Annotated in this window: 18 protein-coding genes; 9 read left to right on the top strand and 9 right to left on the bottom strand. The window is 69.8% G+C overall.

Annotated elements, in window-relative coordinates; all coding sequences use genetic code 11:
• Window positions 1-7: 7 nt before the first annotated feature.
• Window positions 8-694 carry a DnaA regulatory inactivator Hda gene (hda, locus tag AC3ARF_RS11450; RefSeq protein WP_498928025.1) on the top strand — a complete coding sequence of 229 codons (687 nt, stop codon included), beginning with the start codon at window positions 8-10 and terminating at the stop codon, window positions 692-694.
• Between the two features lie 33 nt (window positions 695-727).
• Here the strand turns inward: hda and murU are convergent, their stop codons facing one another.
• Together murU and AC3ARF_RS11440 are read right to left on the bottom strand one after the other, a co-directional pair.
• Window positions 728-1,435, bottom strand: coding sequence for an N-acetylmuramate alpha-1-phosphate uridylyltransferase MurU (gene murU / locus AC3ARF_RS11445; protein ID WP_498928023.1), 708 nt, complete (start codon window positions 1,433-1,435; stop codon window positions 728-730).
• On the bottom strand, window positions 1,432-2,484 hold the full coding sequence (locus AC3ARF_RS11440) for an aminoglycoside phosphotransferase family protein (protein WP_498928021.1): 1,053 nt from the start codon (window positions 2,482-2,484) through the stop codon (window positions 1,432-1,434). Before AC3ARF_RS11440 ends, murU begins: the two co-directional genes overlap by 4 nt.
• Window positions 2,485-2,636: 152 nt before the next feature.
• Between AC3ARF_RS11440 and AC3ARF_RS11435 the strand changes: the two genes are divergently transcribed.
• The gene (locus AC3ARF_RS11435) at window positions 2,637-3,854 is read left to right on the top strand and encodes a M48 family metalloprotease (RefSeq protein ID WP_498928019.1); all 1,218 of its coding nucleotides are present in this window, start codon (window positions 2,637-2,639) and stop codon (window positions 3,852-3,854) included.
• Window positions 3,855-3,910: 56 nt separating this feature from the next.
• Window positions 3,911-9,475 (top strand): AAA domain-containing protein, encoded by a 5,565-nt coding sequence (locus AC3ARF_RS11430; protein ID WP_498928017.1) that lies wholly within the window; start codon window positions 3,911-3,913, stop codon window positions 9,473-9,475.
• Window positions 9,476-9,492: 17 nt separating this feature from the next.
• Here the strand turns inward: AC3ARF_RS11430 and cysK are convergent, their stop codons facing one another.
• Together cysK and cysG are read right to left on the bottom strand one after the other, a co-directional pair.
• The gene (cysK, locus tag AC3ARF_RS11425) at window positions 9,493-10,470 is read right to left on the bottom strand and encodes a cysteine synthase A (protein WP_498928015.1); all 978 of its coding nucleotides are present in this window, start codon (window positions 10,468-10,470) and stop codon (window positions 9,493-9,495) included.
• A 105-nt stretch (window positions 10,471-10,575) separates the two neighbouring features.
• The gene (gene cysG, locus AC3ARF_RS11420) at window positions 10,576-12,021 is read right to left on the bottom strand and encodes a siroheme synthase CysG (RefSeq protein ID WP_498928013.1); all 1,446 of its coding nucleotides are present in this window, start codon (window positions 12,019-12,021) and stop codon (window positions 10,576-10,578) included.
• A 251-nt stretch (window positions 12,022-12,272) separates the two neighbouring features.
• On the opposite strand from cysG, the gene AC3ARF_RS11415 reads away from it, so the two are divergent.
• Window positions 12,273-13,256: a LysR family transcriptional regulator gene (locus AC3ARF_RS11415; RefSeq protein ID WP_498928011.1), complete on the top strand. Its 984-nt coding sequence runs from the start codon at window positions 12,273-12,275 to the stop codon at window positions 13,254-13,256.
• 110 nt (window positions 13,257-13,366) lie between these two features.
• Here AC3ARF_RS11415 and AC3ARF_RS11410 read toward each other — a convergent pair whose 3' ends face one another.
• The 3 genes from AC3ARF_RS11410 to AC3ARF_RS11400 are packed head-to-tail and all read right to left on the bottom strand — an operon-like array spanning window position 13,367 to window position 17,780.
• A complete protein-coding gene (locus AC3ARF_RS11410) occupies window positions 13,367-14,122 on the bottom strand; it encodes a phosphoadenylyl-sulfate reductase (protein ID WP_498928009.1) in 756 nt (251 codons plus the stop codon).
• A complete protein-coding gene (cysI, locus tag AC3ARF_RS11405; protein WP_498928007.1) occupies window positions 14,119-15,852 on the bottom strand; it encodes an assimilatory sulfite reductase (NADPH) hemoprotein subunit in 1,734 nt (577 codons plus the stop codon). The genes AC3ARF_RS11410 and cysI overlap by 4 nt, the downstream gene beginning before the upstream one ends.
• Window positions 15,852-17,780, bottom strand: coding sequence for an assimilatory sulfite reductase (NADPH) flavoprotein subunit (locus AC3ARF_RS11400; RefSeq protein WP_498928005.1), 1,929 nt, complete (start codon window positions 17,778-17,780; stop codon window positions 15,852-15,854). Before AC3ARF_RS11400 ends, cysI begins: the two co-directional genes overlap by 1 nt.
• A 155-nt stretch (window positions 17,781-17,935) precedes the next feature.
• Between AC3ARF_RS11400 and AC3ARF_RS11395 the strand changes: the two genes are divergently transcribed.
• The 3 genes from AC3ARF_RS11395 (at window position 17,936) to cysN (ending at window position 21,585) form a co-directional block, all read left to right on the top strand.
• The gene (locus AC3ARF_RS11395; RefSeq protein WP_498928003.1) at window positions 17,936-18,688 is read left to right on the top strand and encodes a sulfite exporter TauE/SafE family protein; all 753 of its coding nucleotides are present in this window, start codon (window positions 17,936-17,938) and stop codon (window positions 18,686-18,688) included.
• Window positions 18,689-18,751: 63 nt separating this feature from the next.
• Entirely contained in the window at window positions 18,752-19,660 is a 909-nt protein-coding gene (gene cysD / locus AC3ARF_RS11390) for a sulfate adenylyltransferase subunit CysD (protein WP_498931851.1), read from the top strand.
• Window positions 19,660-21,585 (top strand): sulfate adenylyltransferase subunit CysN, encoded by a 1,926-nt coding sequence (gene cysN, locus AC3ARF_RS11385; protein WP_498928002.1) that lies wholly within the window; start codon window positions 19,660-19,662, stop codon window positions 21,583-21,585. The genes cysD and cysN overlap by 1 nt, the downstream gene beginning before the upstream one ends.
• A 154-nt stretch (window positions 21,586-21,739) precedes the next feature.
• On the opposite strand, the gene AC3ARF_RS11380 is transcribed toward cysN, so the two are convergent.
• Window positions 21,740-23,233 (bottom strand): M20 family metallopeptidase, encoded by a 1,494-nt coding sequence (locus AC3ARF_RS11380; RefSeq protein WP_498928000.1) that lies wholly within the window; start codon window positions 23,231-23,233, stop codon window positions 21,740-21,742.
• 205 nt (window positions 23,234-23,438) lie between these two features.
• Here AC3ARF_RS11380 and AC3ARF_RS11375 point away from each other — a divergent pair, with 205 nt between their 5' ends.
• Both AC3ARF_RS11375 and AC3ARF_RS11370 read left to right on the top strand, forming a co-directional pair.
• A complete protein-coding gene (locus tag AC3ARF_RS11375; RefSeq protein ID WP_498927998.1) occupies window positions 23,439-23,732 on the top strand; it encodes a ComEA family DNA-binding protein in 294 nt (97 codons plus the stop codon).
• Between the two features lie 161 nt (window positions 23,733-23,893).
• The gene (locus tag AC3ARF_RS11370; RefSeq protein WP_498927996.1) at window positions 23,894-24,550 is read left to right on the top strand and encodes a HutD/Ves family protein; all 657 of its coding nucleotides are present in this window, start codon (window positions 23,894-23,896) and stop codon (window positions 24,548-24,550) included.
• Here AC3ARF_RS11370 and AC3ARF_RS11365 read toward each other — a convergent pair.
• Complete coding sequence (locus AC3ARF_RS11365) at window positions 24,542-25,204, bottom strand: PepSY-associated TM helix domain-containing protein (protein WP_498927995.1); 663 nt, start codon at window positions 25,202-25,204, stop codon at window positions 24,542-24,544. The two genes, AC3ARF_RS11370 and AC3ARF_RS11365, sit on opposite strands and share 9 nt — an antisense overlap.
• Between the last annotated feature and the right edge of the window lie 64 nt (window positions 25,205-25,268).

The raw sequence follows: 25,268 nt of genomic DNA, 5'->3' as shown, positions 1-25,268 counted from the left end.
GCCCGCCGTGCCGCAATTGCCGCTGGCGCTGCGCTACCCGCCGGACCAGCGGCTGGATACCTACGTGACCAGCGAGCCGGGCATTGTCGGGCTGGTGCAGGACGCCGCGACCGTGGGCGGCGAGTGGCTGTACCTGGCCGGGCCGCCCGGGGTGGGCAAGACCCATCTCCTGCTGGCGGCCTGTGCGACGGCTGAAGGCGCGGGCCGCCGCGCGGCGTACCTGCCGCTGGCCGCCGCCGCCGGGCGCCTGCGCGAGGCGTTGCAGGCGCTGGAGGGCAATGACCTGCTGGCGCTGGATGGGCTGGAGCGCATCGCCGGCAGTCGCGAGGACGAGGTCGCGTTGTTCGACGCGCACAACCGCGCGCGGGCGGCGGGCACGACGGTGTTGTACGCCGCGCGCGGCAATCCCGACGAGCTGGGACTGGTGCTGCCGGACCTGCGCTCGCGCCTGCAGCAGTGCACGCGGATCGTGCTGGCGCCGTTGGACGATGATGGGCGCCGCGACGTGCTGCGCCAGCGTGCCCAGCGTCGCGGACTGGTGCTGGACGAGGCGGCGCTGGATTGGCTGCTCAAACGCGTGGACCGCGATCTGGTGGCCCTGACCGGTGTGCTGGATCGCCTGGACCGCGCGTCACTGGCGGCCAAGCGTCGCTTGACCGTTCCGTTCCTGCGGCAGGTGTTGGGCGCGGAGTGATTTCGCCTGGGCGCGGCCGGTGCGCTCTGCCCGTCAGGCCGTCGTGGATCCCAGCGTCGCATCGAGTTGAGCGAGTCGCTCCGGCGTGCCGACGTCGGTCCAATGTCCGCCGTGGTGGCTGCCGCTCACACGGCCGGCGTCCATCGCCTTTCGCAGCAGCGGCGCGAGCTTGAAGCGCGGTGGCGTTTCGTCCGCACCCGGCGCATCGCCGATGGTGCCGCGCCAGTTGTAGAACAGGCCGGCCCGATAGACGCCGATGCCGGCGAAGGTGAGCTTCCTGTCGCCCGCGCTGGCCACCGCATCGTCGTGCAGGGCGAAGTCGCCGGCGGGGTGGTGGGCCGGGTTGTCCACCAGCACCAGGTGCGCGTCGCCCGTCGGTTCGCGCGGCAGGGTGGCGAAATCGAAGTCGGTCCAGATGTCGCCATTGACCGCGATGAAAGGTGCGTCGCCGAGCAGGGTGCGGGCGTGCCACATGCCCCCGCCGGTTTCGAGTGGCGTGGGGCCTTCGTACGAGTAGTGCAGGCGTACGTCCCACTGCCCGCCATCGCCGAGCACCTGCGGGAACTGCTCGGCCAGCCAGCTGGTGTTGACCACGATGTCGCGCACGCCGATCGCGGCGAGCTTCTCGATGTGCCAGGCGATCAGCGGCTTGCCGCCGGCGTTCAGCAGCGGCTTGGGCGTGGTGTTGGTCAGCGGGCGCATCCGCTCGCCCAGACCGGCGGCCAGGATCAGCGCCTTCATCCGCCCATGCCTTCCTGGCCGCGCGCCAGTTCGACCAGCGCCGGCTTGACGCGCAATTCGATGACCTCGGCCAGCGGCGCCAGCTCCGGATAGCGCGGCAGCACGCCGTCGAGGTAGGCGAAGAAGCGCGGCACGTCGGCCAGGTACTTGGGTTTGCCGTCGCGGTGCCAGAGGCGGGCGAAGATGCCGATGACCTTGAGGTGGCGCTGCACGCCGATCCAGTCGGCGTCGCGGCGAAAGCGGGCGAGGTCGGGCACCGGCAGGCCGGCGTCCACGGCGCGGGCGTGGTAGTGCGCGAGCCACGCTTCGACGCGATCCTCGGGCCAACTGAGGAAGGCGTCCTTGAACAGGCTGAGCGCGTCGTAGGCGATGGGGCCGCGCACCGCGTCCTGGAAGTCCAGCACCGCGGGACCGTCGGCGGCGGGCATCAGGTTGCGCGGCATGAAGTCGCGGTGCACCAGCACCTGCGGTTGCGCGAGGGCGGCGTCGATGAGCCGGCGGTAGACCAGTTCCAGCCGGTCCATGTCGCCGCAGTCGACCACCAGGCCCAGGTGGTGGCCGAGGTACCACTCATCGAACAGGCGCAGTTCGCGCGAGAGCAGGGCCTCGTCGTAGGCGGGCAGATCCGCGGGGCAGGGAATGGCCTGCAGCTTCAGCAGCTGGGTGATGGCGTCGTCGATCAGGGCGTCGGCGTTATGCAGGCCGATCACGTGCAGGTAGGTGTCGGCGCCCAGGTCCTCCAGCAGCAGGAAACCGTGCTCGACGTCCTGCGCCAGCACGCGCGGCACGCGCACGCCGCCGCCTTCCAGCACGTCGCGGAGGTGGAGCCACGGGCGCACGTCTTCCTTGTCCGGCGGGGAGTCCATGACGATGACGCTGGCGGCATCGGTGCCGGCCACGCTGCCCGGTGTTACGGCGCCACGCCAGTAGCTGCGGAAGCCGGCGTCCATCGAGGCGCGGTGCAGTTCGAAGGTGGGGGTGCCGGTGGCGGCACGCGCCCAGTCGAGGCGGGCGAGTTCGCGCGGGGTCGGTTCGGGGTGGTGGGGCATGGGGTCTCCGGGCGACGCTGGCCGCTTGATCGGTACAGGGTATAGCGATGCGCCTACCGCGCAAGACGGTGGCCGAAAACGCCTTCGCGGCCGATGACCCGCGGCGATCCCGGCGGATTCGGCGATCGCCGCTCACGTACACTCGACCGGTCATGGGTCAGGGGCAACCACGCGTGGATTCGATACCTTCCGGAAGCCGCGGACTGGGTCCGCTTCCCTACCACCTGCAGGTCGTCGAATGCCTCAAGCGCCACGAGCCGGACGTGTGGGCGTGGGCCAGCAGCCAGAAGGCCCGCAGCGAACATATCGAGGAAGTGCGCGCCCACCTGCTGCGCAACACCTACCGCCTGGAAGCAAGCGCGCATCCCGAAGTGCACGCGGCGCTGAAGCAGGCGATGCAACGGCTCGGCATCGACGCCCCGGCGACCCTGTACCAGGCCGGCGGCCAGGAGATGAACGCCTCGCTGGTGTTCGTCCCCGGTGAGATCCACGTCGTGCTGCTGGGCCCGATGCTGGAACGCCTCGCGGCGGAGGAGCGGCTGGCGCTGTTCGGCCATGAGCTGGCCCATTACCTGCTGTGGTCGCGCGATGGCGGCGATTTCCATGTCGCCGACCGCATCCTCAACGACGCGCTGGCCTCGCCGCAATCGACCGACAGCCATCGCGAGACGTTCCGCCGCTATTCGCTGCACACCGAGCTGTTCGCCGATCGCGGCGGCGCGATCGCCGCCGATGCGCTGGCGCCCGCGGTGTCGACGTTGGTCAAGGTACAGACCGGCATCGCCAATCCGGATCCGGTTGCCTACCTGCGGCAGGCGGCCGAAATCGATGCGCGTGAGAGCGCGTCGAGCGGCGGCGATACCCATCCGGAGACCTTTGTCCGCGCCCGCGCGCTGGAACTGTGGTGGCAGGGCGTGGACGACCTGGACCGCTGGATCGACGCCCGGCTGCACGGGCCGTTGGCGCTGGATGGCCTCGACCTGCCGGGACAACTGCGCTTGCAGGGCCTGGTGCGCGGGTTCATGGCCCATTACCTGGCCGACGCGGCGCTGCGCAGCGAACTGGTGCTCAACCAGGTGCGCGACCTGTTCCCGGACTGGTCACCGGAGGAGGCGCCGGTCCTGCCTGCCGCATTTGGCGCGGCCCACGCTGCCGACAGCGTGCGTGGCCTGCTCAACGCGCTGATGCTGGACGTGGCGCTGGCCGACCCCGACGTGCAGGACGCGGCGATCCTGCGCGCGGCCCATGTCGCCCGCGAACTTGGCAGTTTCGAGGCGCTGCAGGCCAACCTCAGGCGCGATGCCCGCTTCGGCAAGCGCGAACTCGACCAGCTCAGCAAGCGAATGGGCCGCCAGGGGGTGGACGCATGAGCGGCAGCATCGACACGAGCGCAACCGCAACCCCGCCGGGGAGCTCGAGCGCAACCATGACGACCGCATCCACCACCCCCGGCACCTTGGCGACGCTGGTTGCGGCGCAGGCCGGCGCGGCGCTGTCCACCGACGACGTGCTGGTGCTGGTGCTGCCGTTGTTCGAGCAGGTGGCCGCGCTGCATGCGCACGGCCGCGTCGCCGCGCTGGAGCCCGGTGCGATCGTGCTGGACCCGTCCGGTGCGCTGCGCTTGCGCCAGCCTGACGGGCAGGCACCGACCATGGACCTCGCCGCCGTCCATCGCGTGCAGCCGCATCCGGCGTCGGCGCTGAACATCGTCGGCGAGTTGCGTCGTTCGCACGAGGTCGAAGGCCGCGAACACCTTGCCGATCTTGCGGTCCAGACCGACCTCGGCGCGGCGATCGCGCGTCCGGTCTACCTGCCAGGCTTCCGCAGTTGGGAAATCGAGCTGGGCCACCACGACGAGATCACCGACATCTTCCGGCTCGGCCTGGTGCTGGCCGCGCTGGCCTGCGGCCTGGACTTCGACGATGCCGACGATGTCGAGACCTTCGCCGCGCACCACCGCAACCTGTTCCAGGTTGCCGACCGGCTGAACCCGATCGTCGCCGCGGTCATCGGCGAGATGACCGCCGTCAACCGCCACGACCGCGCCACCGACCTCGCCAGCCTGGCAACGCGGCTGCGTACCTGGCGCGACCAGCCCGAGGCGCTGGACGTGGAGCGCGCGCTGGCCGGTGCCAGCGGTGCCGCGCCGCGGCGCACGGCTGTGCTCTCGCACCTGCGTGACCGGCTGTTCGACCTGTCGCGGCGCAACCGCCTGCTGTATTTCCGCCCGACCGTTGGCAGCGTCAACCTCACCGTCTCCAGCGTGCCACTGATGCTGCAGCTGGAGAGCATCCGCCCGGAGCACCTGTGCACCTGGGGCGGCCCGTTCGCGGCCGACGTGGTCGCCGGGCGCGCGGTCGACCTGCAACGCTGGCTGCGCTTCGACGACCAGCCCTACCTCCCGGTCGCGCTTGACCGGCTGATCCAGGAAACCCGCCGTGATCGTGCGGAGTACGGTTTCAGCAACCTGCGACTGGTGGCGGCCTTCCTGCGCTGGCACAACCTGAAGGAGGCGCCGGAGGAGCGGATCACCACGCCGCTGCTGTGGCTGCCGGTGGAGCTGGCGCGGCGCAAGGGCGTACGCGACCAGTACGTGATGCGCTGTGAGGACGGCGAGGCCGAGTTCAACCCGGTGCTGCGCCATTACCTGCGCCAGCTGTACGACATCCGCCTACCGGAAACGGTTGACCTGCAGAAGACTTCGATCGCCGAGATCCACGCCGACCTGCTGGCGCAGATCCACCGCACCGAGCCCGCGGTGGAGTTGCGCCTGCTGGACAAGCCGCAGATCAAGCTGGTGCGGCAGAAGGCGTTGCAGCGTCTGCAGCAGTTCCAGCGCCGGCGTGGACCGGCGCGGCTGGTGCGCGGCGCGGCGGCGATGCTGCCCGATTACAGCTACGAGCGCGGCGATTACCGCCCGCTGGGCCAGGCGCTGTTCGAGCGCTGGGTGCGGCCCAGCCCGTTGCCGCAGCGGTTCGAAGCCGGCGCCGCGCCCGTCGCCGGGCCGCGACATGCGCGCATGGTGGCCGATGGCGCGGCTGCCGAGGCCGAACGGGTGGGCTACGAGTTGCAGGAGTCCGAAGGCCATCGCTACGCCTGGGACCTGGACCTGACCCAGGTCAGCCTCGCCAACTTCAACTACAAGAAGATGTCGCTGGTTCGCGACTACACGCAATTGCTGGACGCGCCAGCCGCAAACCCGGCGTTCGACCGGGTGTTCTCGATCGAGCCGCGCGAGGTCGAGCAGGCGTCGCCGGCGCCCGTGCCGCTGCACGAGCAGTGGAACGTGATCGCGTCCGATGCGACCCAGAATGCGGCGGTCGGGCTGGCGCGCAGCCAGCGCAGTTTCATCATCCAGGGCCCGCCGGGTACCGGCAAGTCGCAGACCATCACCAACCTGATCGCCGACTACGCCGGGCGCGGCAAGCGCGTGTTGTTCGTGTGCGAAAAGCGCGCGGCGCTGGACGTGGTGTTTCACCGGCTCAAGCAGAGCGGCTTGGGCGACCTGTGCTGCCTGATCCACGACTCGCAGGCGGACAAGAAGGCGTTCATCGCCGACCTGCGCGGCTGCTACGAGCATCGGATCGCGCAGCCGCACGGCAGCGACGAGCTGGCCGCGCAGCGTGCGCAGGTGCTAGCCGCGCTGCAGGACCAGCAACAGCGCGTGGCGCGCTTCGAGCAGGCGATGGCGGCGGTGCCGGAGGTGCTCGGCGTCAGCGTGCGCCTGCTGGTGCGACGCCTGGCCGCGCTGCCCACGGGCGGCGAACTGGATCCGGCCGCACGCGAGCGCCTGCCGTCGCTGGCGGCGTGGGACGCCCAGCGCGAGTTGACCCAGCGCGTGCATCGCAGCATGCAGGAGCGGTTTGGCCTGCAAAGCCTGGCGCAGCACCCCTTCGCCCGCTTGTCGGCGACGCTGGTCGGCGACGACCACGCCTACGGCCGCGCCGAGCAACTGGTCGACGCCTGCGAAACGTTGCTGGCGCAGCTCGATCCGCTGCTTGATGACGACGGCCGCCTGCTGGACCACGACACCGCGCTGGCGCCGGCGCTGGCCATCGCCGAGGAGGCACGCCGGCTGCTTGACCAGCACCTCGCCGCCCACCTCGACCTGCTCGATGCCGCGACGCCAGCGGCCGCCGAGTTGCGGCGTGTGCGCGAAGAGCTTGAACTGCGCGTGGAGGCATTGGCCAAGGCTTCCACCAGCACCACCCATTGGCGCGACAAGCTCAGTCCCGACGACACCCAGTCGGCGCTGGCCCTCGCGCAACGGCTGGAGAGTTCGGTCCTGCGCTGGCTGCAGCCCGCGTGGTGGCGGCTGCGCGGCGAGTTGCAGCGCCGCTACGACTTCGGTCGCCATGCGGTCCATCCCGGCTACGGCAGGACCCTGCAGGCGCTGGCAACGGAACACGCCGCGGCCGAGGCGGTGGCCGAGGCGGAGGCATCCAGCCGCAGGCGCTACGGGGTGCCGGACATGCAGGCGTTCCTGCGCGCATTGGCCGAGCTGCAGCAGCGCATCGCCGCCGCAGGTCCGAGCCGCGACCTGGTCGCGCACCTGCGCCAGTCGGGGGATCCGCTTGCCGCCGCGCACGCCGAGGCCGCGGCACGCGAACCACTGGCCGCGCTCGGGCAGCGCACCGGTGATGCGCTGCGCCTCGACCCCCGCGCCACGCTGGGCGGCGTTGCGGAACTGCTGCGCGACCTGCGCGAGAGCCTGGACGAGCTGCCCGACCTGTTGCCGCTGCTGCGCGCGGTGCGTGCCGCCGACCCGGCCTACGCGGCGGCACTGCAGGACCTGGCGTTGGCGCCAGCCGCGCTGGAAGCACTGGTCGTGGGTGAGGCGTTGCAGCGCATCGAGCGCGAAAACCCCGAACTGGCCAGCTTCGACGGTGCGGCCCTGGCACGCGCGGCGCGGGCGATCACACAGGGCCAGCAGCGCCTGCTTGAGCTCAATGCCCGCGTGGTCCGCGCCACCCTGCACCGGCTGTTTGCCGACAACGTGCGGCGCTCGTCGTTGTCGGCGACGCAGCTCGACGCCGCCGGCAAGGAGTTCAAGAAGCTTTACGCGACCGGCCGCCGCGAGCTGGAGCACGAGTTCGGCAAGACCATGCGGTACCGCTCGATCCGCGACCTGGCCGATGACGAGACCGGACTGGTCATCAACGACCTCAAGCCGATCTGGCTGATGAGTCCGCTGTCGGTGTCGGACACGCTGCCGCTGTCGCCGGAGCTGTTCGATGTGGTGATCTTCGACGAGGCCAGCCAGATCCCGACCGAAGAGGCGGTGCCGGCGCTCAGCCGCGCGCGCCAGGTGGTGGTGGTCGGCGACGAGATGCAGCTGCCGCCGACCAGCTTCTTCTCGGCCAGCGGCGAGGACGAGGACGAGATCCTGGTCGAGGAGGCGGGCGAGCGCATCGCGATCAACCTCGACTCCGACAGCCTGCTCAACCAGGCCGCGCGCAACCTGCCGGCGACCCTGCTGGCCTGGCACTACCGCAGCCGCCACGAGGCGTTGATCAGCTTCTCCAACGCCGCGTTCTACGACGGCCGGCTGGTGACCATTCCCGACCGCAGGATCGAGCTGGGTGATGACGCGCCGGCCACCCTGCGCTCCGACCAGGACGATGCTGGCGCGGCCGGGGCTGACACGCTGCTGCAGCGGGCGGTGAGTTTCCACCGCCTGGCCGATGGCGTGTACGTCGGCCGGCGCAATGCGCCCGAGGCGCGCTACATCGCGCAGACGGTGCGCGAACTGCTGCGCCGTGAGACCGGGCTGAGCATCGGCATCGTCGCCTTCTCCGAGGCCCAGCAGGCGGAGATCGAGTCGGCGCTGGAGGCGCTGGCCGGCGAGGACGCGGACTTCGCCATGCGCCTGGAGCGCGAATTCGTGCGCGAGGACGACGACCAGTTCAACGGCCTGTTCGTGAAGAACCTGGAGAACGTGCAGGGCGACGAACGCGACGTGATCATCCTCAGCATCTGCTACGCGCCGGGACCGGACGGCAAGATGCTGATGAACTTCGGCCCGATCAACCAGCGCGGTGGCGAGAAGCGGCTCAACGTGATCTTCAGCCGTGCGCGGCACCGGATGGCGGTGGTGTCGACGCTCCAGGCCGAGGCGATCACCAACGTGCACAACGACGGCGCGGCGGCGCTGCGCGCGTTCCTGCAGTTCGCGCAGGCCAGTGCGCGCGGCGAGTTCGAGCGTGCGCAACACGTGCTGGGCGCGCTGAACCCGGGCGCGCGCGATGCGTTCACCCGCCCGTCTTCGAACGACGCGATCCGCGAAGCGATCGCTGCCGCGCTGCGCCAGCGCGGGCACGCCGTGCACGAGCACGTCGGCCGCTCGCAGTTCCGCTGCGACCTGGCGATCGCCGACCCGGCGGGCGACGGCTACGCACTGGCGATCCTGCTGGACGCGCCGGACGCGGCGGTGGCCGACACCTGCGAGCGCTACGTGTTCCGCCCCGGGATCCTGCGCAGCTTCGGCTGGCGGGTGGTCGACGTGCCGGGCCGGGATTGGCTGCGCGCGCCGGAGACGGTGCTGGCCCGGATCGAGGCGGCGCTGCGCGGCGACGACGGTGCCGACGACGGCGGCTTCGACGAGGCGCTGGCGGCCGTCGCACCGGTGCGTGCGGCGGCGGCGATCGGCGCGGGCCCGGTGGCGGCGATTGCGGAAGTTGCCGGGCCGGGTGTCCCGGGTGCGGGCGCCGCCGACGCGGATGCCACGCCTGCATCCCCCGCCGCGCTCGATTCTGCGGCGGTGGTCGGGGCCGCTCCGCCGACCATTGTCCGCCAGTTCCGCTTCGAGCAGGGCACGTCGCGCAAGTTCTGGCGCGCCGCGCTGGCGGGTCGCGAGTTGACGGTGACCTTCGGCCGGATCGGCAGCCAAGGCCAATCCAGCCTCAAGGCTTTCGACAGCGACGAGCGGGCGCAGCGCGAGATGGACAAGCTGGTCGCGGAGAAGCTGCGCAAGGGTTACGTCGAGGAGTGATGCCGGCGGCAGCGGGGTCAGGCCGCCTGCGCGGCCGGGTCCAGCGACGCCAGCCACTCGTCATCCGAGCCTTCGTTGACGCCTTCGAACAGCACGGTGGACAGGTAGCGCTCGCCGGTGTCCGGCAACATCGCCAGCAGCACCGACCCCTCGGGCGCGGATTCGGCCACGCGCAGCGCGGCGGCGACGGTGCCGCCGGCGGAAATGCCGACGAACAGGCCTTCCTCCGCGGCGAGGCGACGCGCGGTGTCGCGGGCGAGGACATCGTCGACCGGCAGGACTTCATCGGCGATGCCGCGGTTGAGCACGCCGGGGATGAAATCCGGGGTCCAGCCCTGGATCTTGTGCGGCTGCCATTCCTTGCCCGAGAGCAGCGCCGCGCCGGCCGGTTCGCTGGCGATCACCTTCAGCTCCGGACGCGCCAGCTTGAGGACCTCGCCGGCACCGGTGATGGTGCCGCCGGTGCCCCAACCACTGACGAAGTAGTCCAGGCGCTTGCCGGCGAAGTCGCGCAGGATTTCCGGGCCGGTGGTGCTGCGGTGGTAGGCGGGGTTGGCCGGGTTCTCGAACTGGCTGGCGAGGAACCAGCCGTGCCGCTCGGCCAGTTCGGCGGCCTTGCGCACCATGCCGGTGCCGCGCTCGGCGGCGGGGGTGAGGATGACCTTGGCGCCATAGGCGCGCATCAGCTTGCGCCGCTCGATCGAGAAGGTCTCGGTCATCACCGCGACGAACGGGTAGCCGCGTGCGGCGGCGACCATGGCCAGTGCAATGCCGGTGTTGCCGGAGGTGGCTTCCACGATCGTCTGGCCAGGCTTGAGCACACCGCGGCGCTCGGCGTCGAGCACGATGGCCAGCGCGAGGCGGTCCTTCACCGAACCGGCCGGGTTGAAGGCTTCGACCTTGGCGTACACGGTTACGTGCGTGGGCGCGATGCGGTTGAGGCGGACGATCGGGGTGTTGCCGATGGTGTCGAGGATGCTGTCGTGGAGGGCCATGGGGTGTCCTTCGATAAGTGAGGGCGGCGTCAGCCTGCGTAGCGGCGCGGAGTCATGCGTTCAAGCGGAGGGGTTGCAGCGGTTGCGGCGGTCGGGCGGATGGCCTCATGCGGCCTGCTCCAGCGCGACAGGCGCCTCGGCCGCTTCGACGTCGCCCAGCGGCGCGGCCCCGAACCAGTGCAGTGTCCCCGCCAATGCCGCCACTTCGCCCAGCACCAGCAGCGCGGGGGACTGCACGGCATGCGCGCGGGCGAGCGCGGGCAGCCGGTCCAGCGTGCCCACGACCACGCGTTGCTCGGGGCGCGAGCCGTTCTCGATCAGCGCGAACGGCGTGGACGCGGCGCGGCCGTGCGCGATCAGGCGTTCGCGCAGCGTCTCCAGGCCGGCCACGCCCATGTACACCGCCAGTGTCTGGCGCTCGGCGGCCAGTGAGGCCCAGTCGATCGCATCGGCCGAGTCCTTGGCGTGCGCGGTGACGAAGCGCACCGATTGCGCATGGTCGCGATGGGTCAGCGGAATGCCCGCGTAGGCACCGCAGGCCAGCGCGGCGGTGATGCCCGGCACCACTTCGAAGGCGATGCCGTGAGCCTGCAGGAACTCCAGCTCCTCGCCGCCACGGCCGAAGATGAAACCGTCGCCGCCCTTGAGCCGCACCACGCGCTTGCCGGCGCGCGCGTGCTCCAGCATCAGCGCGTGGATGCGGTCCTGGGTGACGTGGTGGTGGCCGGCCTGCTTGCCGACTTCGATGCGTTCGGCGTCGCGGCGGGCGAGGGCGAGCACCTCGGGACCGACCAGCCGGTCGTGCAGGATCACGTCGGCTTCGTTGAGCAGGCGCAGGCCGCGCAGGGTCAGCAGGCCACCGTCGCCGGGACCGGCACCGACCAGCGCGACGCGGCCCGCCACGGGGACGCGACCGCTGTCGACCAACTGCGCCAGCAGCGACCGTTCCGCGGCGATGGCGTCACCACGCCGCAGCAACGTGGGCACGTCGCTGGCGAGCAGGCGCTCGAAGAAGCGGCGGCGGGCGTGCAGGTCGGTCAGGCGTTCGCGGATGCGGCCGCGCAGGCGCGTCAGCAGCGTGGCCAGGGCCCCCAGTGATTCGTCGAACTGGGTCTCTAGCTGCTCGCGCAGGTGCCGCGCCAGCATCGGCGCGCCACCACCGCTGGAAATCGCGATCTGCAGCGGCCCGCGCTCCACGCGCGAGGGCACCTGCACGCTGGACAGCGGGGCGTCGTCGACCACGTTGACCCACACCCGTCGCGCCTCGCCGGCCACCGCGACCGCGCGGTTGACGGCCGGCAGGTCGGTGGCGGCGATGGCCAGCCACGCGCCGTTGAGCCAGTTGGGGTCGAACGCGCCCACCACGTGCTGGATGGCGCCCCGGCGGGCCAGTTCGGCCAGTTCAGGCTCCAGAGTCGGGGCGCCGACGGTGACCCTGGCGCCTGCGTCCAGCAGGGCTGTCACCTTGCGCCGGGCGACGCTGCCGCCACCCACCACCACGACGGTGCGGCCGGACAGATCAACGAACAGCGGAAACAGTGGGGCGGCCATGGCAGCGGGGGGGGGGAGCGGGTGGGACTTCGACGCTAGCCATCGCGACCGGGCGCGGGAAATAACATCCGCGTCTTGGCTTATTCCCCAAATGCATAAGCACTGAATTGGCTTGGCTTTGCGACTTGGTATTAGAATCGGTCTATCCGAATAAAGAGATACGTCATGAGCATCGTCGCCCCCATGTCCTGTCCCGTCCATCCGTCTGCCGCCCATCGACTGGACCCTCGACCTGACCGGACACCGCGCTCATGACCCTCACCCAACTCCGCTACCTGGTCGCCATCGCCGACTCGGGGCTCAACATCACCCTCGCCGCCGAGCGCGTGCACGCCACGCAGCCGGGGCTGTCGAAGCAGCTCAAGCAGCTCGAGGATGAACTCGGTTTCCTGCTGTTCTCGCGCAAGGGGCGCAGCCTCGACGCGGTCACGCCGTCCGGCCAGCAGGTGCTGAAGCACGCGCGCCGCCTGCTGGCGGAGGCCAACAACATCCGTTCGTACGCGGCCAACCAGCGCCGCGATGGCCAGGGCCGGCTGGTGCTGGCCACCACCCACACCCAGGCGCGCTTCGTGCTGCCGCCCGCCATCGCGCAGGTGAAGCAGGCCTACCCGCAGGTCAGCGTGCACCTGCAGCCGACCGCCGATGGCGAGGTGCTGTCGCTGCTGGCCAGCGGCGAGGCCGACCTGGCGCTGATCAGCACCGCGGGCGATGTGCCGGACGGTGGCATCGCGGTGCCGCTGTTCCGCTGGCGCCGCCAGGTGCTGGTGCCCAAGGACCACCCGCTGGCCGCGAACGCCGCGCCGGGGTTGGCGCAACTGGCCAACTACCCGCTGGTCAGCTACGAATCCTCGATCCGTCCGGAATCGTCGCTGCGGCGCGCCTTCGTCGAAGCTGGGCTGGAGCCGCAATTGGCGATGACCGCGCGCGACGCGGACCTGATCAAGACCTACGTACGTGCGGGCCTGGGCGTGGGCCTGCTGGCCGAGATGGCCGTCAGCGCGCAGGACGATGTCGACCTGCGTGCGCTGACCGCGCCCGCGGCCATTCCCGAATGCGTGGCGTGGGCGGTGCTGCCGCGCGAACGCGTATTGCGCGACTACACCCTCGAGCTGTTGCACGCGCTGGCGCCGCAACTCGACCGCCATGACCTGCGCCGAGTGCTGGCCGGCAACCAGACGGCCGACTGGCCGGTGCCTCCGACCTGGGCCGAGCTGAGCCAGCCGATCACGGTGTAGCGCCGACATGCTGCTTGCGGTATTGACGCAAGCAGTACGCCGAGCTGATTCAGAAAATGTCTGCGGTACGCGTGCCAGACCCAAGGTGTGGCTGCGCGTACCGTCTTGCCTCAGGCCGCCTGGCTGGTGGGTGCGTAGCCCGCGTCCCAGCTTTCATGCAGCCCGCACTCGCGCTTGAGCCCGAAGAAGCGCGTGTCCTCTTCGCTCATGCCGGCCTCCAGCTTGCGCGTGGAGTGCGTGTCGCCAATCGACACGTAGCCCGCGTGCCATAGCGGGTGGTAGGGCAGGTCGTGGCGCTGCAGGTATTGCCACACGTCGCGGTCGGTCCAGTCGGCCAGCGGATGCAGCTTCCAGCGACCATCGCGCAGCTCCAGGTAGTCGATGCCGGCGCGGCTGGCCGACTGCTGCCGCCGCAGCCCGGCGATCCACGTGCGCACGCCCAGCTCGCGCAACGCGCGCTGCATCGGCTCGACCTTGTGTGCGTGGTTGTAGCGGGTGATGCCTTCCACGCCCAGTTCCGGCAGTTGTGCCACGCGCACGGCATCCCACGCCGCGTCCTCGCGCGGGCGATAAACCTGCAGGTTGAGGTTGAGGCGTCGGGTGAGTTCGTCGATGAACGCGTGCGTCTCCGGGAACAGGTAGCCGGTGTCCACCAGGATCACCGGGATGTCGGCCTTCTGCCGCGTGACCAGGTGCAGGGAAACGGCCGCCTGCGCCCCGAAGCTGGACGACAACGCATGCTCGCCGGCCTGCGCTTCCAGCGCCCAGGCCACGCGCGCCTCGGCGCTGAGCGTGCCCAGCCAGCGGTTGAGCTCGTCGAGCGCGCGCGGCGATTCGGCCGCGGTGATGGGGTCCGGAGGGCTCATGCCACCACCTCGATGCCGATGGTGCGATCGTCCCTGGCAGGCACGGCGATCACGCCCGCACGCACCAGGTAGTCGCCGAAATATTCGCCTGGGGTGCGCTGTGTGGCGTAGTCCGCCAGCAGCGGGTCGAGCGCGGACAGGATCGCGGCTTCGTCCACGTTCTCGCGGTGCAGGCGGTTGAGCCGCTGGCCGCGGTGGTCGGCGCCCAGCATCAGGTTGTAGCGCCCGGGCGCCTTGCCCACCAGTGCGATCTCGCCCAGGTACGGCCGCGAGCAGCCGTTGGGGCAGCCGCTGAGGCGCACGTTGATGGGCTGGTCGCGCAGGCCGTGGCGATCGAGCAGGCCCTCCAGCCGGGTGATGAAGTCCGGCAGGTAACGCTCGGCCTCGGCCATGGCCAGGCCGCAGGTGGGCAGTGCGACGCAGGCGATGGCGTTGAGGCGCGAGGGCGTGGCGCGCGCGTGCGTGTCCAGGGCATGGCGCACGACCAGTGCGTCGAGCTGCGCGCGCAGTGCCGCCGGTACGTTGGCGATGACCAGGTTCTGGTTGGCGGTCATGCGGAATTCGGGTGCAACGGCACCCGGCGGGGCATCGGCCTCGTGCAGCAACTGCGCGATCTCGCGCAAGCCGGTGAGGTGGCTGAGCCCATCCCGGTCCCAGATGCGCCCGGCGATGATGCGCAGGGTCAGGTGCCAGCGCGTCGCGTCGTCGTCGGATCGGACCCAGCCGAAGCGGTCGCCGTTATGCACGAAGCGGAAGCCGCGCGCCGGCTCCAACGGACCGCCGGCGCGGCGCTCCACTTCAGCCTGGAACGCCTCGAGACCGCGGTCGTCAATGGTGTACTTCAGCCGCGCGCGCTTGCGCAGCACGCGGTTGCCCCAGTCGCGCTGGGTGGTGACGACGGCTTCGGCCACGGCGGTCAAGCGCTCCGGCGGGATGAAGCCGATGACGTTGCCCAGGCGCGGGTAGGTCTCCGGATCGCCATGCGTCGCACCCATGCCGCCGCCAACGGTGACGTTGTAGCCGCGCAGTTCACCTTCCTCGATGATGGCGATGAAGCCCAGGTCCTGCGCGAACACGTCCACGTCGTTGTACGGCGGGATGGCGAAGCCGATCTTGAACTTGCGCGGCAGGTAGGCGGCGCCGTAGAGGGGCTCGGCTTCCTCGCCGCTGCCGGCCACCTTTTCCTCGTCCAGCCAGATCTCGTAGTAGGCGCGGGTGTTGGGCAGCAGGTGCTCGGACAGGGCCGCGGCCTGCGCATGCACCGTGGCATGCGCGCGCGACTGGTGCGGGTTCGCCGCCACCGCCACATTGCGGTTGACGTCGCCGCACGCGGCCAGCGTGTCTATCAACGCGGCGTTGATCGCCTGCATCGTCGGCTTCAATTCGGTCTTGATCACGCCGTGGAACTGGAAAGCCTGGCGCGTGGTGATGCGCAGGCCACGCTCCGCAAAGGTGGTGGCGATGCGGTCCAGCTTGAGCCATTGCCCGGGCGACACCACGCCGCCCGGCGTGCGGGTGCGGATCATGAACGAGTACGCCGGCTCCAGCCTCTGCAGGCGGCGCTCGTCGCGAACGTCGCGGTCATCCTGCTGGTAGCTGCCGTGGTACTTGATCAGGGTCTGGTCGTCCTCGTGCAGGGCGCCGGTGACTGGATTGGCCAGCGATTCCCGCAGCGTGCCGCGCAGGCGGCCGCTGTCGCGCTTGATGTCTTCGACCGAATGCGTGCTCATCAGTAAACGTCCCGCGCGTAGCGGCCCTGCGCCTGCAGCGCGTTGAGGTAATCGGCGGCCTCTTCGGCCGACCGGTTGCCGTGCTCGGCGATCAAGGCCAGCAGGGCGGCGTGCACATCCTTGGCCATCCGCGTGGCATCACCGCAGACGTAGACGTGCGCGCCGCCTTCCAGCCAGGCATGGACTTCCGCGCCGCGCTCGCGCAGGCGGTCCTGCACGTAGGTCTTGCCCGTGGTTGTGCGGGCTGCGTCGTCCAGCGACGTCACCTGGTCGCGGGAGAAGGCGAGGTCCAGGCGATGCAACTGGCCGCGCTTGAGCGCCTCCTGCCATTCCGTCTGGTAGAGGAAGTCGGTGCGCGCGTGCGGATTGCCGAAGAACAGCCAGTTGCGGCCGGTGGCGCCGGCGGCCGCGCGCTCCTGCACGAAGCCGCGGAACGGGGCCACGCCGGTGCCCGGGCCGATCATGATCACGTCGCGGCTGCCGTCGGCCGGCAGGCGGAAGCGCTCGTTGTGCTCGATGAACACCGGCAGGCGTTCGCCCTCCGCGGCGCGGGCAAGGAAGTTGGAGGCGGCCCCCCAGCGAAGGTCATCGCCGTCGTCCGCCAGTGGGGCGGAGCCATCCCTCGCTGCGTCCGTGGAGCCCGACGGACCGGTGGCTGCGCGGTACTCGATGTGTGCGACCGTCAGGTGCGCCTCGTCGCCCACCGCCTTGGGGCTGGACGCGATGGAGTACAGCCGCGGCACCAAGGGGCGCAGCGCGGCCACGAGGGCTTCGGCGGCCCACGCAGCGGGGTGCGCGCGCAACAGATCGATCAGCTGGTGTCTGGTGAGAAGCTCGGTCAGGCCTGTCGGGTTGTCCGCGGACAAATGCCGATCCAGCGCTTCGTCCTTGGCCAGCGCGGCATGCGCGAGCACGAACGGGCGCGACAGGCGAGTCAGCTCACGTCGGCTGGACAGCCACTCGCGCAACGGCAACGTCTGCTCGCCGTGGCGGACCGGCTGCGCGCCGTCCAGTCGCAGGGTGGCCAGCACCGCGTCGACCAGTCGCGGCGGATTGAGCGGCCACACGCCCAGCGCATCGCCCGGCTGGTAATGCAGGCCGGAGCCCTCCAGCGACAGTTCGATGTGGCGGATGTCCTTGGCCGACGGCGCGCCGGTGCGGTCGCGGCCTGTGATGCGCTGGTTGGCCAGCAGTTCGGCGTGGAACGAGTTGTCGCGCGTATACGCGTTGGTGGCCGCGGCCATCGGACGCAACGGCGTGACCGTGGCCAGCGGCGCCTGCGGCTTCAGCGACTCCTTCGCAGCGGCCAGTGCGTTCGCCAACCACGGCGTAGACACCGCGTCAATGTCGAGGTCGGCGTCGCCGCGGGCGATCCAGCGCTTGCCGCCCAACGCGGCGAGACGCGCATCCAGCACCCGGCCAACAGCGCAGAACTGCGGGTAGCTGGAGTCGCCGAGGCCGAGCACGGCGAAATGCAGATCGGGCAGCGCCGGTGCGCGCTTGCCGGTGATGAACTCCACGAAGCCGCGCGCATCATCCGGCGGGTCGCCATCGCCCTGGGTGCTGATCACCACGGCGAGATAGCGCTCCTGCTTCAGTTCGCGGGTGGGATAGGCATCCGCGCGCAGCACCCGCACATGGAGGCCGGCTGCTTCGACTTGCTGCCCCAGCGATTCCGCCACGCGCTTGGCGTTGCCGGTCTGGCTGCCATACACGATGGTCAGCGTTGGCGCGGGCTGCGCCTCCGTCACCGGTACCGCCACCGGGCGCGCGGCGGGCAACGTCTGGGCACGGGCCAGCCCGGCGGCGTAGCCGGACAGCCACCACAGCCCGGCGCCGTCGAGGTTGGTAGTGAGCTGCTCGACCAGCGCGGATTGCGCCTGCGTCAGCAGCGAGGGCGGGGCGGAGAAGGCGGGCGAGGCGGACATCGGGATACCGCGGGGATTTCGACGCTGCCAGACTAGGCAGCCCGTTCCGCACGCGGAAAGGAGCGGGGGTTATGCGCTTATGCCCTCGCTGTATTTCGTCGGCGCCGTGGCCTGCTCCGATACTGGCCGCACCCCACTTGAGCCCCGCATTACGGATGGAGCTTCCCCCCGACCTGCTGCTGTTCATCGCGATTGGCTTTGCCGCGCAGCTGGTCGATGGCGCGCTGGGCATGGCCTACGGCGTGACCGCGTCCAGCCTGCTGCTGGGTTTCGGCGTGCCGCCGGCGATCTCCAGCGCCACTGTGCATGCGGCCGAGTGCTTTACCACGGGGGCCTCGGCGGCCTCGCACCATGCCTTCGGCAACATCGACCGCAAACTGTTCAAGCGACTGCTGCTACCCGGCGTAGTGGGCGCGGGCGTGGGCGCCTACCTCCTCGCCAGCCTGCCCGGCGACGGCCTGCGCCCGTGGATCGCGGGCTATCTGGTGTTGATGGGCGCGATCATCGTCTACAAGGCGTTCCGTGATTTCCCGCCGGCCGAAGTCGCCTCGCACGTGGCGCCGCTGGGCTTTTTCGGTGCGCTGATCGACGCGATTGGCGGCGGCGGCTGGGGCCCGATCGTCTCCAGCAACCTGCTGGCGCGCGGCAACGGGTTGCGCCTGACCGTGGGCACGGTGAACGCGGTCGAGTTCTTCGTGACCTTGACCGCGTCGCTGGTGTTCCTGCTCACCCTGGGGCTGGGCCACTGGGACATCATCCTCGGGCTGGCCATTGGCGGCGTCGCCGCCGCTCCGTTGGGCGCGTTGCTGGTCCGCCACGTGCACCCCCGACCCCTGCTGGTGCTGGTCGGCCTGCTGGTCATGGGCCTCAGCGCCCGCACCCTGCTCAAGCACTTCGGTGCGTTTTGAGTCACGATTGAACCTGCTTCCGCGAGTTGCCCCTTGAACCTGCCGATGTCCTTGCCGCCTTCCCTGTCGCCGCCCGCGCTCAGCCACCTGGACCGCCTCGAGGCCGAGAGCATCCACATCCTGCGCGAGGTCGCGGCCGAGTTCCGCAACCCGGTGATGCTGTACTCCATCGGCAAGGACAGCTCGGTGCTGCTGCACCTGCTGCTGAAGGCGTTCGCGCCCGGCAAGCCACCGATCTCGCTGCTGCACGTGGACACGGGCTGGAAATTCCGCGAAATGATCGCGTTCCGCGACCGTCGCGCGATCGAGACCGGCGTCGACCTGCGCGTACACATGAACCCGGAAGGCGTGGCCCAAGGCATCGGCCCGATCAGCCACGGCGCCACCGTCCACACCGACGTGATGAAGACCCAAGGCCTGAAGCAGGCGCTTGACCAGCATGGTTTCGATGCCGCCATCGGCGGGGCGCGGCGCGACGAGGAAAAGTCACGCGCCAAGGAGCGCATCTTCTCGTTCCGCACCGCGCAGCACCGCTGGGATCCGAAGAATCAGCGCCCGGAACTGTGGAACCTGTACAACACCCGTGTGCACAAGGGTGAGTCGGTGCGCGTGTTCCCGATTTCCAACTGGACCGAACTGGACGTCTGGTTGTACATCCACCGTGAACAGATCCCCGTACCGTCACTGTATTTCGCGGCCGAACGCCCGGTGGTGGAGCGCGATGGCGCGCTGATCCTGGTCGACGACGAGCGCCTGCCCCTGCACGACGGCGAAGTGCCGCAACTGCGCAAGGTGCGGTTCCGCACGCTGGGTTGCTACCCGCTCACCGGTGCGGTCGAATCGGAGGCCGACACGCTGGAAAAGATCATCGCCGAGATGCTGGTGGCCACAACGTCCGAACGCCAAGGCCGGGTCATTGACCACGACCCCTCCGCGTCGATGGAGAAGAAGAAGCAGGAGGGCTATTTCTGATGGCCACCGCACCGCTTAACGAAACCGCCTCCGCCCCCGTGGTGCCGGAGCACGATGACCCGGCGGCCGCCGTGGCCGCCTACCTGCACCAGCACGAGACCAAGGGCCTGCTGCGCTTCATCACCTGCGGAAGCGTGGACGATGGCAAGAGCACGCTGATCGGCCGCCTGCTGCACGACACCAAGCGCCTGTTCGACGACCAGTTGTCCGCGCTGGCGGCCGACAGCCGTCGCCATGGCACACAGGGTGATGCGATCGACTTCGCCTTGCTGGTGGATGGCCTTGCCGCCGAGCGCGAGCAGGGCATCACCATCGACGTGGCGTACCGATTCTTCAGCACCGATCAGCGCAAGTTCATTGTCGCCGACTGCCCGGGCCACGAGCAGTACACGCCCAACATGGCCACCGGTGCGTCCACGGCCGATGTGGCCGTGGTGCTGGTCGACGCGCGCAAGGGCCTGCTGACGCAGACGCGGCGCCACAGCTACATCATCTCGCTGCTGGGCATCCGTCACGTGCTGTTGGCGGTGAACAAGATGGACCTGGTCGGCTACGACGAGGCTGTTTTCGAACGCATCGTCGATGGTTACCGCGAACTGGCCACGCAACTGGGCATCGGGCACGTCACTGCCGTGCCGCTGTCGGCGTTGCAGGGCGACAACCTGCTTGAGCGTTCACCTCACACGCCGTGGTACCACGGGCCTAGCGTGTTGGAGTACCTGGAGTCGGTGGACGTCGCGCGCGACCGCGAGGACATCGGCTTCCGCATGCCGGTGCAGTGGGTCAACCGCCCCAACCAGAACTTCCGCGGTTTTGCCGGTACCGTGGCCGCGGGTGGAGTGCGCCCCGGCGACGCGGTCGTGGTGCTGCCGTCGGGCCGTCGCAGCCGTGTGGATCGGATCGTCACCGCCGATGGCGACCTGCAGGTCGCGGCGGCCGGCCAGGCGATTACCCTGACCCTGGAAGACGAGCTGGACATCAGCCGCGGTGACATCATCGCCGCCGCGGCACGCCCGGCCGAGGTCGCCGACCAGTTCGCCGCGCACCTGCTGTGGATGGGCGACCAACGCCTGCTCCCGGGGCGGCCGTACTGGATGAAGATCGGCACGCGCACCGTCAGCGCCACCATCACCGAGATCAAGCACAAGGTCGACGTGAACACCCAGGCGCAACTCGCCGCCAAGCACCTCGAGCTCAACGAGGTCGCGTACTGCAACCTGGGCCTCGACCAGCCGATCCCGTTCGAGGCCTACCGCGACAACCGCGACCTGGGCGCGTTCATCCTGATCGACCGGCAGACCAACGCCACCGTCGCGGCCGGCACGCTGGATTTCGCCCTGCGCCGCGCCGCCAACATCCACTGGCACCACGCGGACATCGACCAGGCCATGCGCGCGCTCAGCCTGGGCCAGACCCCGCGTTGCGCGTGGTTTACCGGGCTGTCCGGATCGGGCAAGTCCACCATCGCCAACCTGGTGGAGAAGAAGTTGCACGCGATGGGGCACCACGCCTACATCCTGGATGGCGACAACGTCCGCCATGGCCTCAACAAGGACCTCGGCTTCACCGACGAGGACCGCGTGGAGAACATCCGCCGGGTAGCGGAAGTCGCGCGGTTGATGACCGATGCCGGCCTGATCGTGCTGGTGAGTTTCATCTCGCCGTTCCGCGCTGAGCGGCGCATGGCCCGCGAGTTGTTTGGCGAAGGCGAGTTCATCGAGGTGTTCGTCGACACGCCGCTGGCCGTGGCTGAGGGGCGCGACGTCAAGGGCCTCTACGCCAAGGCGCGGGCCGGCAAGATCCCGAACTTCACCGGCATCGATTCACCCTACGAGGCGCCGGAGTCGCCCGAACTTCGTCTGGACACGACATCGGCCGCCGCCGACGCGCTGGCCGCGCGGGTGGTGGAGCGACTGCTCGGCTGATGCACCGGCCGTGACTGCCTGGGTGTACGAGGATGCCGTCCCACGAGGAGCCCATTAGGCGGGAAATGGCGCAAAAACAAGAAGCCCCGGCCATTGGCCGGGGCTTCTGCTTTTGCCACTCGGGGCGCTTGAAGTCCCGGTTCCGCTGACGGACTCAGCAGCAGCCGTGCCCGCCGTGGCGGGTGCCGCTGTCGGCCACCACGCCCGCACCGCTGGTCTCGCCACGCTGGCTGGCGTGGTGGTGCGCGGCCACCACGTGGGCCACGCACGCGGTCACGCGCTTGCCCATCGGGATGTGCAGGAACTCGTTCGGGCCATGCGCGTTGGAGTGCGGGCCCAGCACCCCGGTGATCATGAACTGCGCGCCCGGGAATTTTTCGCCGAGCATGCCCATGAACGGGATGGAGCCGCCTTCGCCCATGTACATTGCCGGCTTGCCGAAGTAGGCCTGGCTGGCCTCGTCGATGGCGGTGTCCAGCCACGGCGACATGGCCGGTGCGTTCCAGCCGGTGGAGGCCTTTTCCAGTTCCATCGTCACCTGCGCGCCGTTGGGCGGGTCGCGCAGCAGTTCGGCCTTCAACAGGTCACCGGCGGTCTTGCCGTCGGTGGTCGGCGGCAGGCGCAGCGACAGCTTCACCGCGGTATGCGGGCGCAGCACGTTGCCGGCCGAGGCCAGCGGCGGCATGCCATCGACACCCGTAACCGACAGCGCCGGGCGCCAGGTGCGGTTCAGCACCAGCTCGCTCAGCTCGTCGGCCATCGGCTTGAGGCCGTCGACCAGCGGGAACTTGTCGAAGATGGCGGTATCCAGCACCTCGGCGGCCCGCTGGGCCTGGGCCAGGCGCTCGGCCGGGACTTCGGCGTACAGCGGCTCGAGCAGGATCCTGCCGGTGTTCTCGTCCTCGATCCGCGACAGGATCTGGCGCAGCAGGCGGAAGCTCGACGGCACCACGCCGGACGCGTCACCCGAATGCACCCCCTCGTTGAGCACCTTCACCGACAGGTTGCCGCCGGTCAGGCCGCGCAGCGAGGTGGTGCACCACAGTTGCTCGTAGTTGCCGCAACCCGAGTCCAGGCACACCACCAGCGACGGCTTGCCGATGCGCTCGGACAGGTGGTCGACGTAGGCGGGCAGGTCGTAGCTGCCGGACTCCTCGCAAGCCTCAATCAGGATCACGCAGCGCGAATGCGGCACGCCCTGTTCCTGCAGGGCCATGATCGCGGCCAGCGAGCCGAAGATCGCGTAACCGTCGTCGGCGCCGCCACGGCCGTAGAGCTTGTCGCCCTTGATCACCGGCTTCCACGGGCCCAGGTCCTCGTCCCAGCCGGTCATTTCCGGCTGCTTGTCCAGGTGGCCGTACAGCAGCACGCAGTCGTCGTTGCTGCCACCATTCGCTGCCGGGATCTCGACGAAGATCAGCGGGGTGCGCCCCTCCAGGCGGACCACCTCCAGTTGCATGCCGGAAATCGTCTGGGCCTTGGCCCAGTTGGCCATCAGCTCGACGGCCTGGTCCATGTAGCCATGCTCCACCCACTGCTCGTCGAACATCGGCGATTTGTTGGGGATGCGGATGTACTCGACCAGCTGCGGGACGATTTCGTCGTCCCACTTCTTCGAGACGAAGCGCTCTACCTGCTTGGCGTCCATGACGACCTCGTGCGTGATGAACGGCCATTTTAACCCGGTCGACGGGGGTAGGAATTTTCCTACACGAGGGCGGGACCGATTCCGAGCGCCGACGGGGCACCGGCTGATTCCGTCGGCCGGCCGCGATCCGGACACTGTGCCCATATCGCCGCGGCAGCCGCGGATCCACCCCGCGGCCCCCGCAGCCACTCCAAGGAGCATTCCGATGATGAATATCGCCAACGCCCTGCGCAGCCTGCTGGTGGCCGTCCTGCTGCTCTGCAGCCCGTTCGCTATGGCGGCGGAGAAGATCGACATCAACACCGCCGATGTGACCACGCTGGACCGCGTGCTGCTCAACATCGGCCCGGCCAAGGCCCAGGCCATCGTGGCCTACCGTACCGCCAATGGCCCGTTCCGCAGCGTCGAGCAGTTGGCCCTGGTCAAGGGCATTGGCCTCAAGACCATCGAGAAGAACCGCGATCGCATCGTCGTCGGCGCAGTGCCCAAGCGCCGCTGACCCCAGACCCCGGACAGGACTGACCGGAGGAATCGGGGCCCGCCCCCGGACAAGGACGTGTACCGCCCGGCCGCACAGGATGCGCGGCCGGGCGGCATCACTGTGTTCGTTTGCCCAGTTGGGGCAGCTAGACTGGCGGGCTTGCGATGTGGAGCGGATGGATGACAGCCGACAGCGGGCAGGCGGACGGTTACGTGCAGGTAATCCCAGCCAACGAGTACCGGCGCGAGCGCTGGCGCAACCAACTGGGGTGGACCCGTGAGATCGCACGCGGCCAATTGGCGGACGACGGCTTCCACATCGACGCCGGCGAGGCCATCGGTGCATGGGATTGGCGGCTGTCCATCGCCGAGATCGAGCGTGACGCGGCGTTTTCCTCCTTCCCGGGCATTGACCGCGAACTGGTGCTGCTGTCCGGCCACGGCGTTCGCCTGCGTTTCGACGACGGCGAGGTGCGGGAATTGCACCCGCCCCATGAACGCCTGCGGTTTGCCGGCGAGCGCGCGCTGACCGGCGAACTGCTCGACGGCCCTACCCACGACTTCAACCTGATGTGGCGCCGTGATCGCGTCAGCGCCGAGCTGTGGCACCGCCCCTTGGTGGGTCCCATGGTGATCTTCACCGACCCGCGCGGCCTGTGGGCCGTGCACCTGCTGGCCGGGCGCGCCACGTTCGATGGGGCCGCGGACCTGCCGCCCCTATCGGCTGGCGATACAGTGCTGATCCGTGCCGGGGACAACCGCCTGCGCCATGTCCTGCATGGCGGCGGCGAAGCCTTGATGATCCGGCTCTCGCCGCAGGCCGAGGCCTCAAAGTAGCGCGGGTCCGAGCACAACCAGCAGCACCAGCACCGAAAGGCCCAGCACGCTGGCCACCATCTGCGGGGCGGTCCGCCCTCGGGCCCACATCCAGATGCCGGACAGCCCAAGCAACAGCATGCCGATGGCGAAGCTGTCGGCGAGCACGATCCACGCCCAGCCCCCGCCCACGCCCTTGTGCAGGCGGTTGAGGCCTGCGAGCAGTGAGTGCCGCGACTGCTTGACCTCCGCCGTGGCATTGCCGGGCATGTACTCCAGCGACCAGGACTTGGCCGCCGAGCCCCCCGACAGGTTCCACTTGGGCGGTTGGCGCACCTCATTGCCACCCAGGCGCGCTGCTTCCGGCTTGCCCTTGCGGATCACCTGCGGCTGCAGGCCATGGGCCGACCCGAGCCATGCGGCAAGGGCCTCGGGTGTATCCCGCGCCTGGGCCGGCACCTCCAGCACCACGCGGCCACTGTCCTGGGTATCGCCTTGCGGCCAGGCGCCATCGCCGAAGCGGTGGTTCATGACCAGTCCCGTCAGGCCGTAGACCACGGAGGCCAGTGCCCCCCAAGCGCCAATCCACAGGTGCAACTGGCGCACCCAGCGATATGCGGTATTGCTGCGCCGGCGAGGCGTGGCCGTCGCGATGGAGGCGGCGGAAGAGTTCATCGGGTGCTCCAAGGACAAAAGGGCCCGCACTTCAGTGCGGGCCCGTGGGTTGCGACAGGGCGGG

This window comes from Lysobacter sp. KACC 24251 (assembly GCF_057747755.1).
Note: the sequence above shows the minus strand (reverse complement) of the source record. Positions and strands in the feature narration are given on the sequence as shown.

Excerpts from the sequence above, each read along its gene's own strand:
- murU (WP_498928023.1), bottom strand. The coding sequence starts at position 1,435 with ATGAAGGCGCTGATCCTGGCCGCCGGTCTGGGCGAGCGGATGCGCCCG.
- AC3ARF_RS11440 (WP_498928021.1), bottom strand. The coding sequence starts at position 2,484 with ATGCCCCACCACCCCGAACCGACCCCGCGCGAACTCGCCCGCCTCGAC.
- AC3ARF_RS11435 (WP_498928019.1), top strand. The coding sequence starts at position 2,637 with ATGGGTCAGGGGCAACCACGCGTGGATTCGATACCTTCCGGAAGCCGC.
- AC3ARF_RS11430 (WP_498928017.1), top strand. The coding sequence starts at position 3,911 with ATGACGACCGCATCCACCACCCCCGGCACCTTGGCGACGCTGGTTGCG.
- cysK (WP_498928015.1), bottom strand. The coding sequence starts at position 10,470 with ATGGCCCTCCACGACAGCATCCTCGACACCATCGGCAACACCCCGATC.
- cysG (WP_498928013.1), bottom strand. The coding sequence starts at position 12,021 with ATGGCCGCCCCACTGTTTCCGCTGTTCGTTGATCTGTCCGGCCGCACC.
- AC3ARF_RS11415 (WP_498928011.1), top strand. The coding sequence starts at position 12,273 with ATGACCCTCACCCAACTCCGCTACCTGGTCGCCATCGCCGACTCGGGG.
- AC3ARF_RS11410 (WP_498928009.1), bottom strand. The coding sequence starts at position 14,122 with ATGAGCCCTCCGGACCCCATCACCGCGGCCGAATCGCCGCGCGCGCTC.
- cysI (WP_498928007.1), bottom strand. The coding sequence starts at position 15,852 with ATGAGCACGCATTCGGTCGAAGACATCAAGCGCGACAGCGGCCGCCTG.
- AC3ARF_RS11400 (WP_498928005.1), bottom strand. The coding sequence starts at position 17,780 with ATGTCCGCCTCGCCCGCCTTCTCCGCCCCGCCCTCGCTGCTGACGCAG.
- AC3ARF_RS11395 (WP_498928003.1), top strand. The coding sequence starts at position 17,936 with ATGGAGCTTCCCCCCGACCTGCTGCTGTTCATCGCGATTGGCTTTGCC.
- cysN (WP_498928002.1), top strand. The coding sequence starts at position 19,660 with ATGGCCACCGCACCGCTTAACGAAACCGCCTCCGCCCCCGTGGTGCCG.
- AC3ARF_RS11380 (WP_498928000.1), bottom strand. The coding sequence starts at position 23,233 with ATGGACGCCAAGCAGGTAGAGCGCTTCGTCTCGAAGAAGTGGGACGAC.
- AC3ARF_RS11375 (WP_498927998.1), top strand. The coding sequence starts at position 23,439 with ATGATGAATATCGCCAACGCCCTGCGCAGCCTGCTGGTGGCCGTCCTG.
- AC3ARF_RS11370 (WP_498927996.1), top strand. The coding sequence starts at position 23,894 with ATGACAGCCGACAGCGGGCAGGCGGACGGTTACGTGCAGGTAATCCCA.
- AC3ARF_RS11365 (WP_498927995.1), bottom strand. The coding sequence starts at position 25,204 with ATGAACTCTTCCGCCGCCTCCATCGCGACGGCCACGCCTCGCCGGCGC.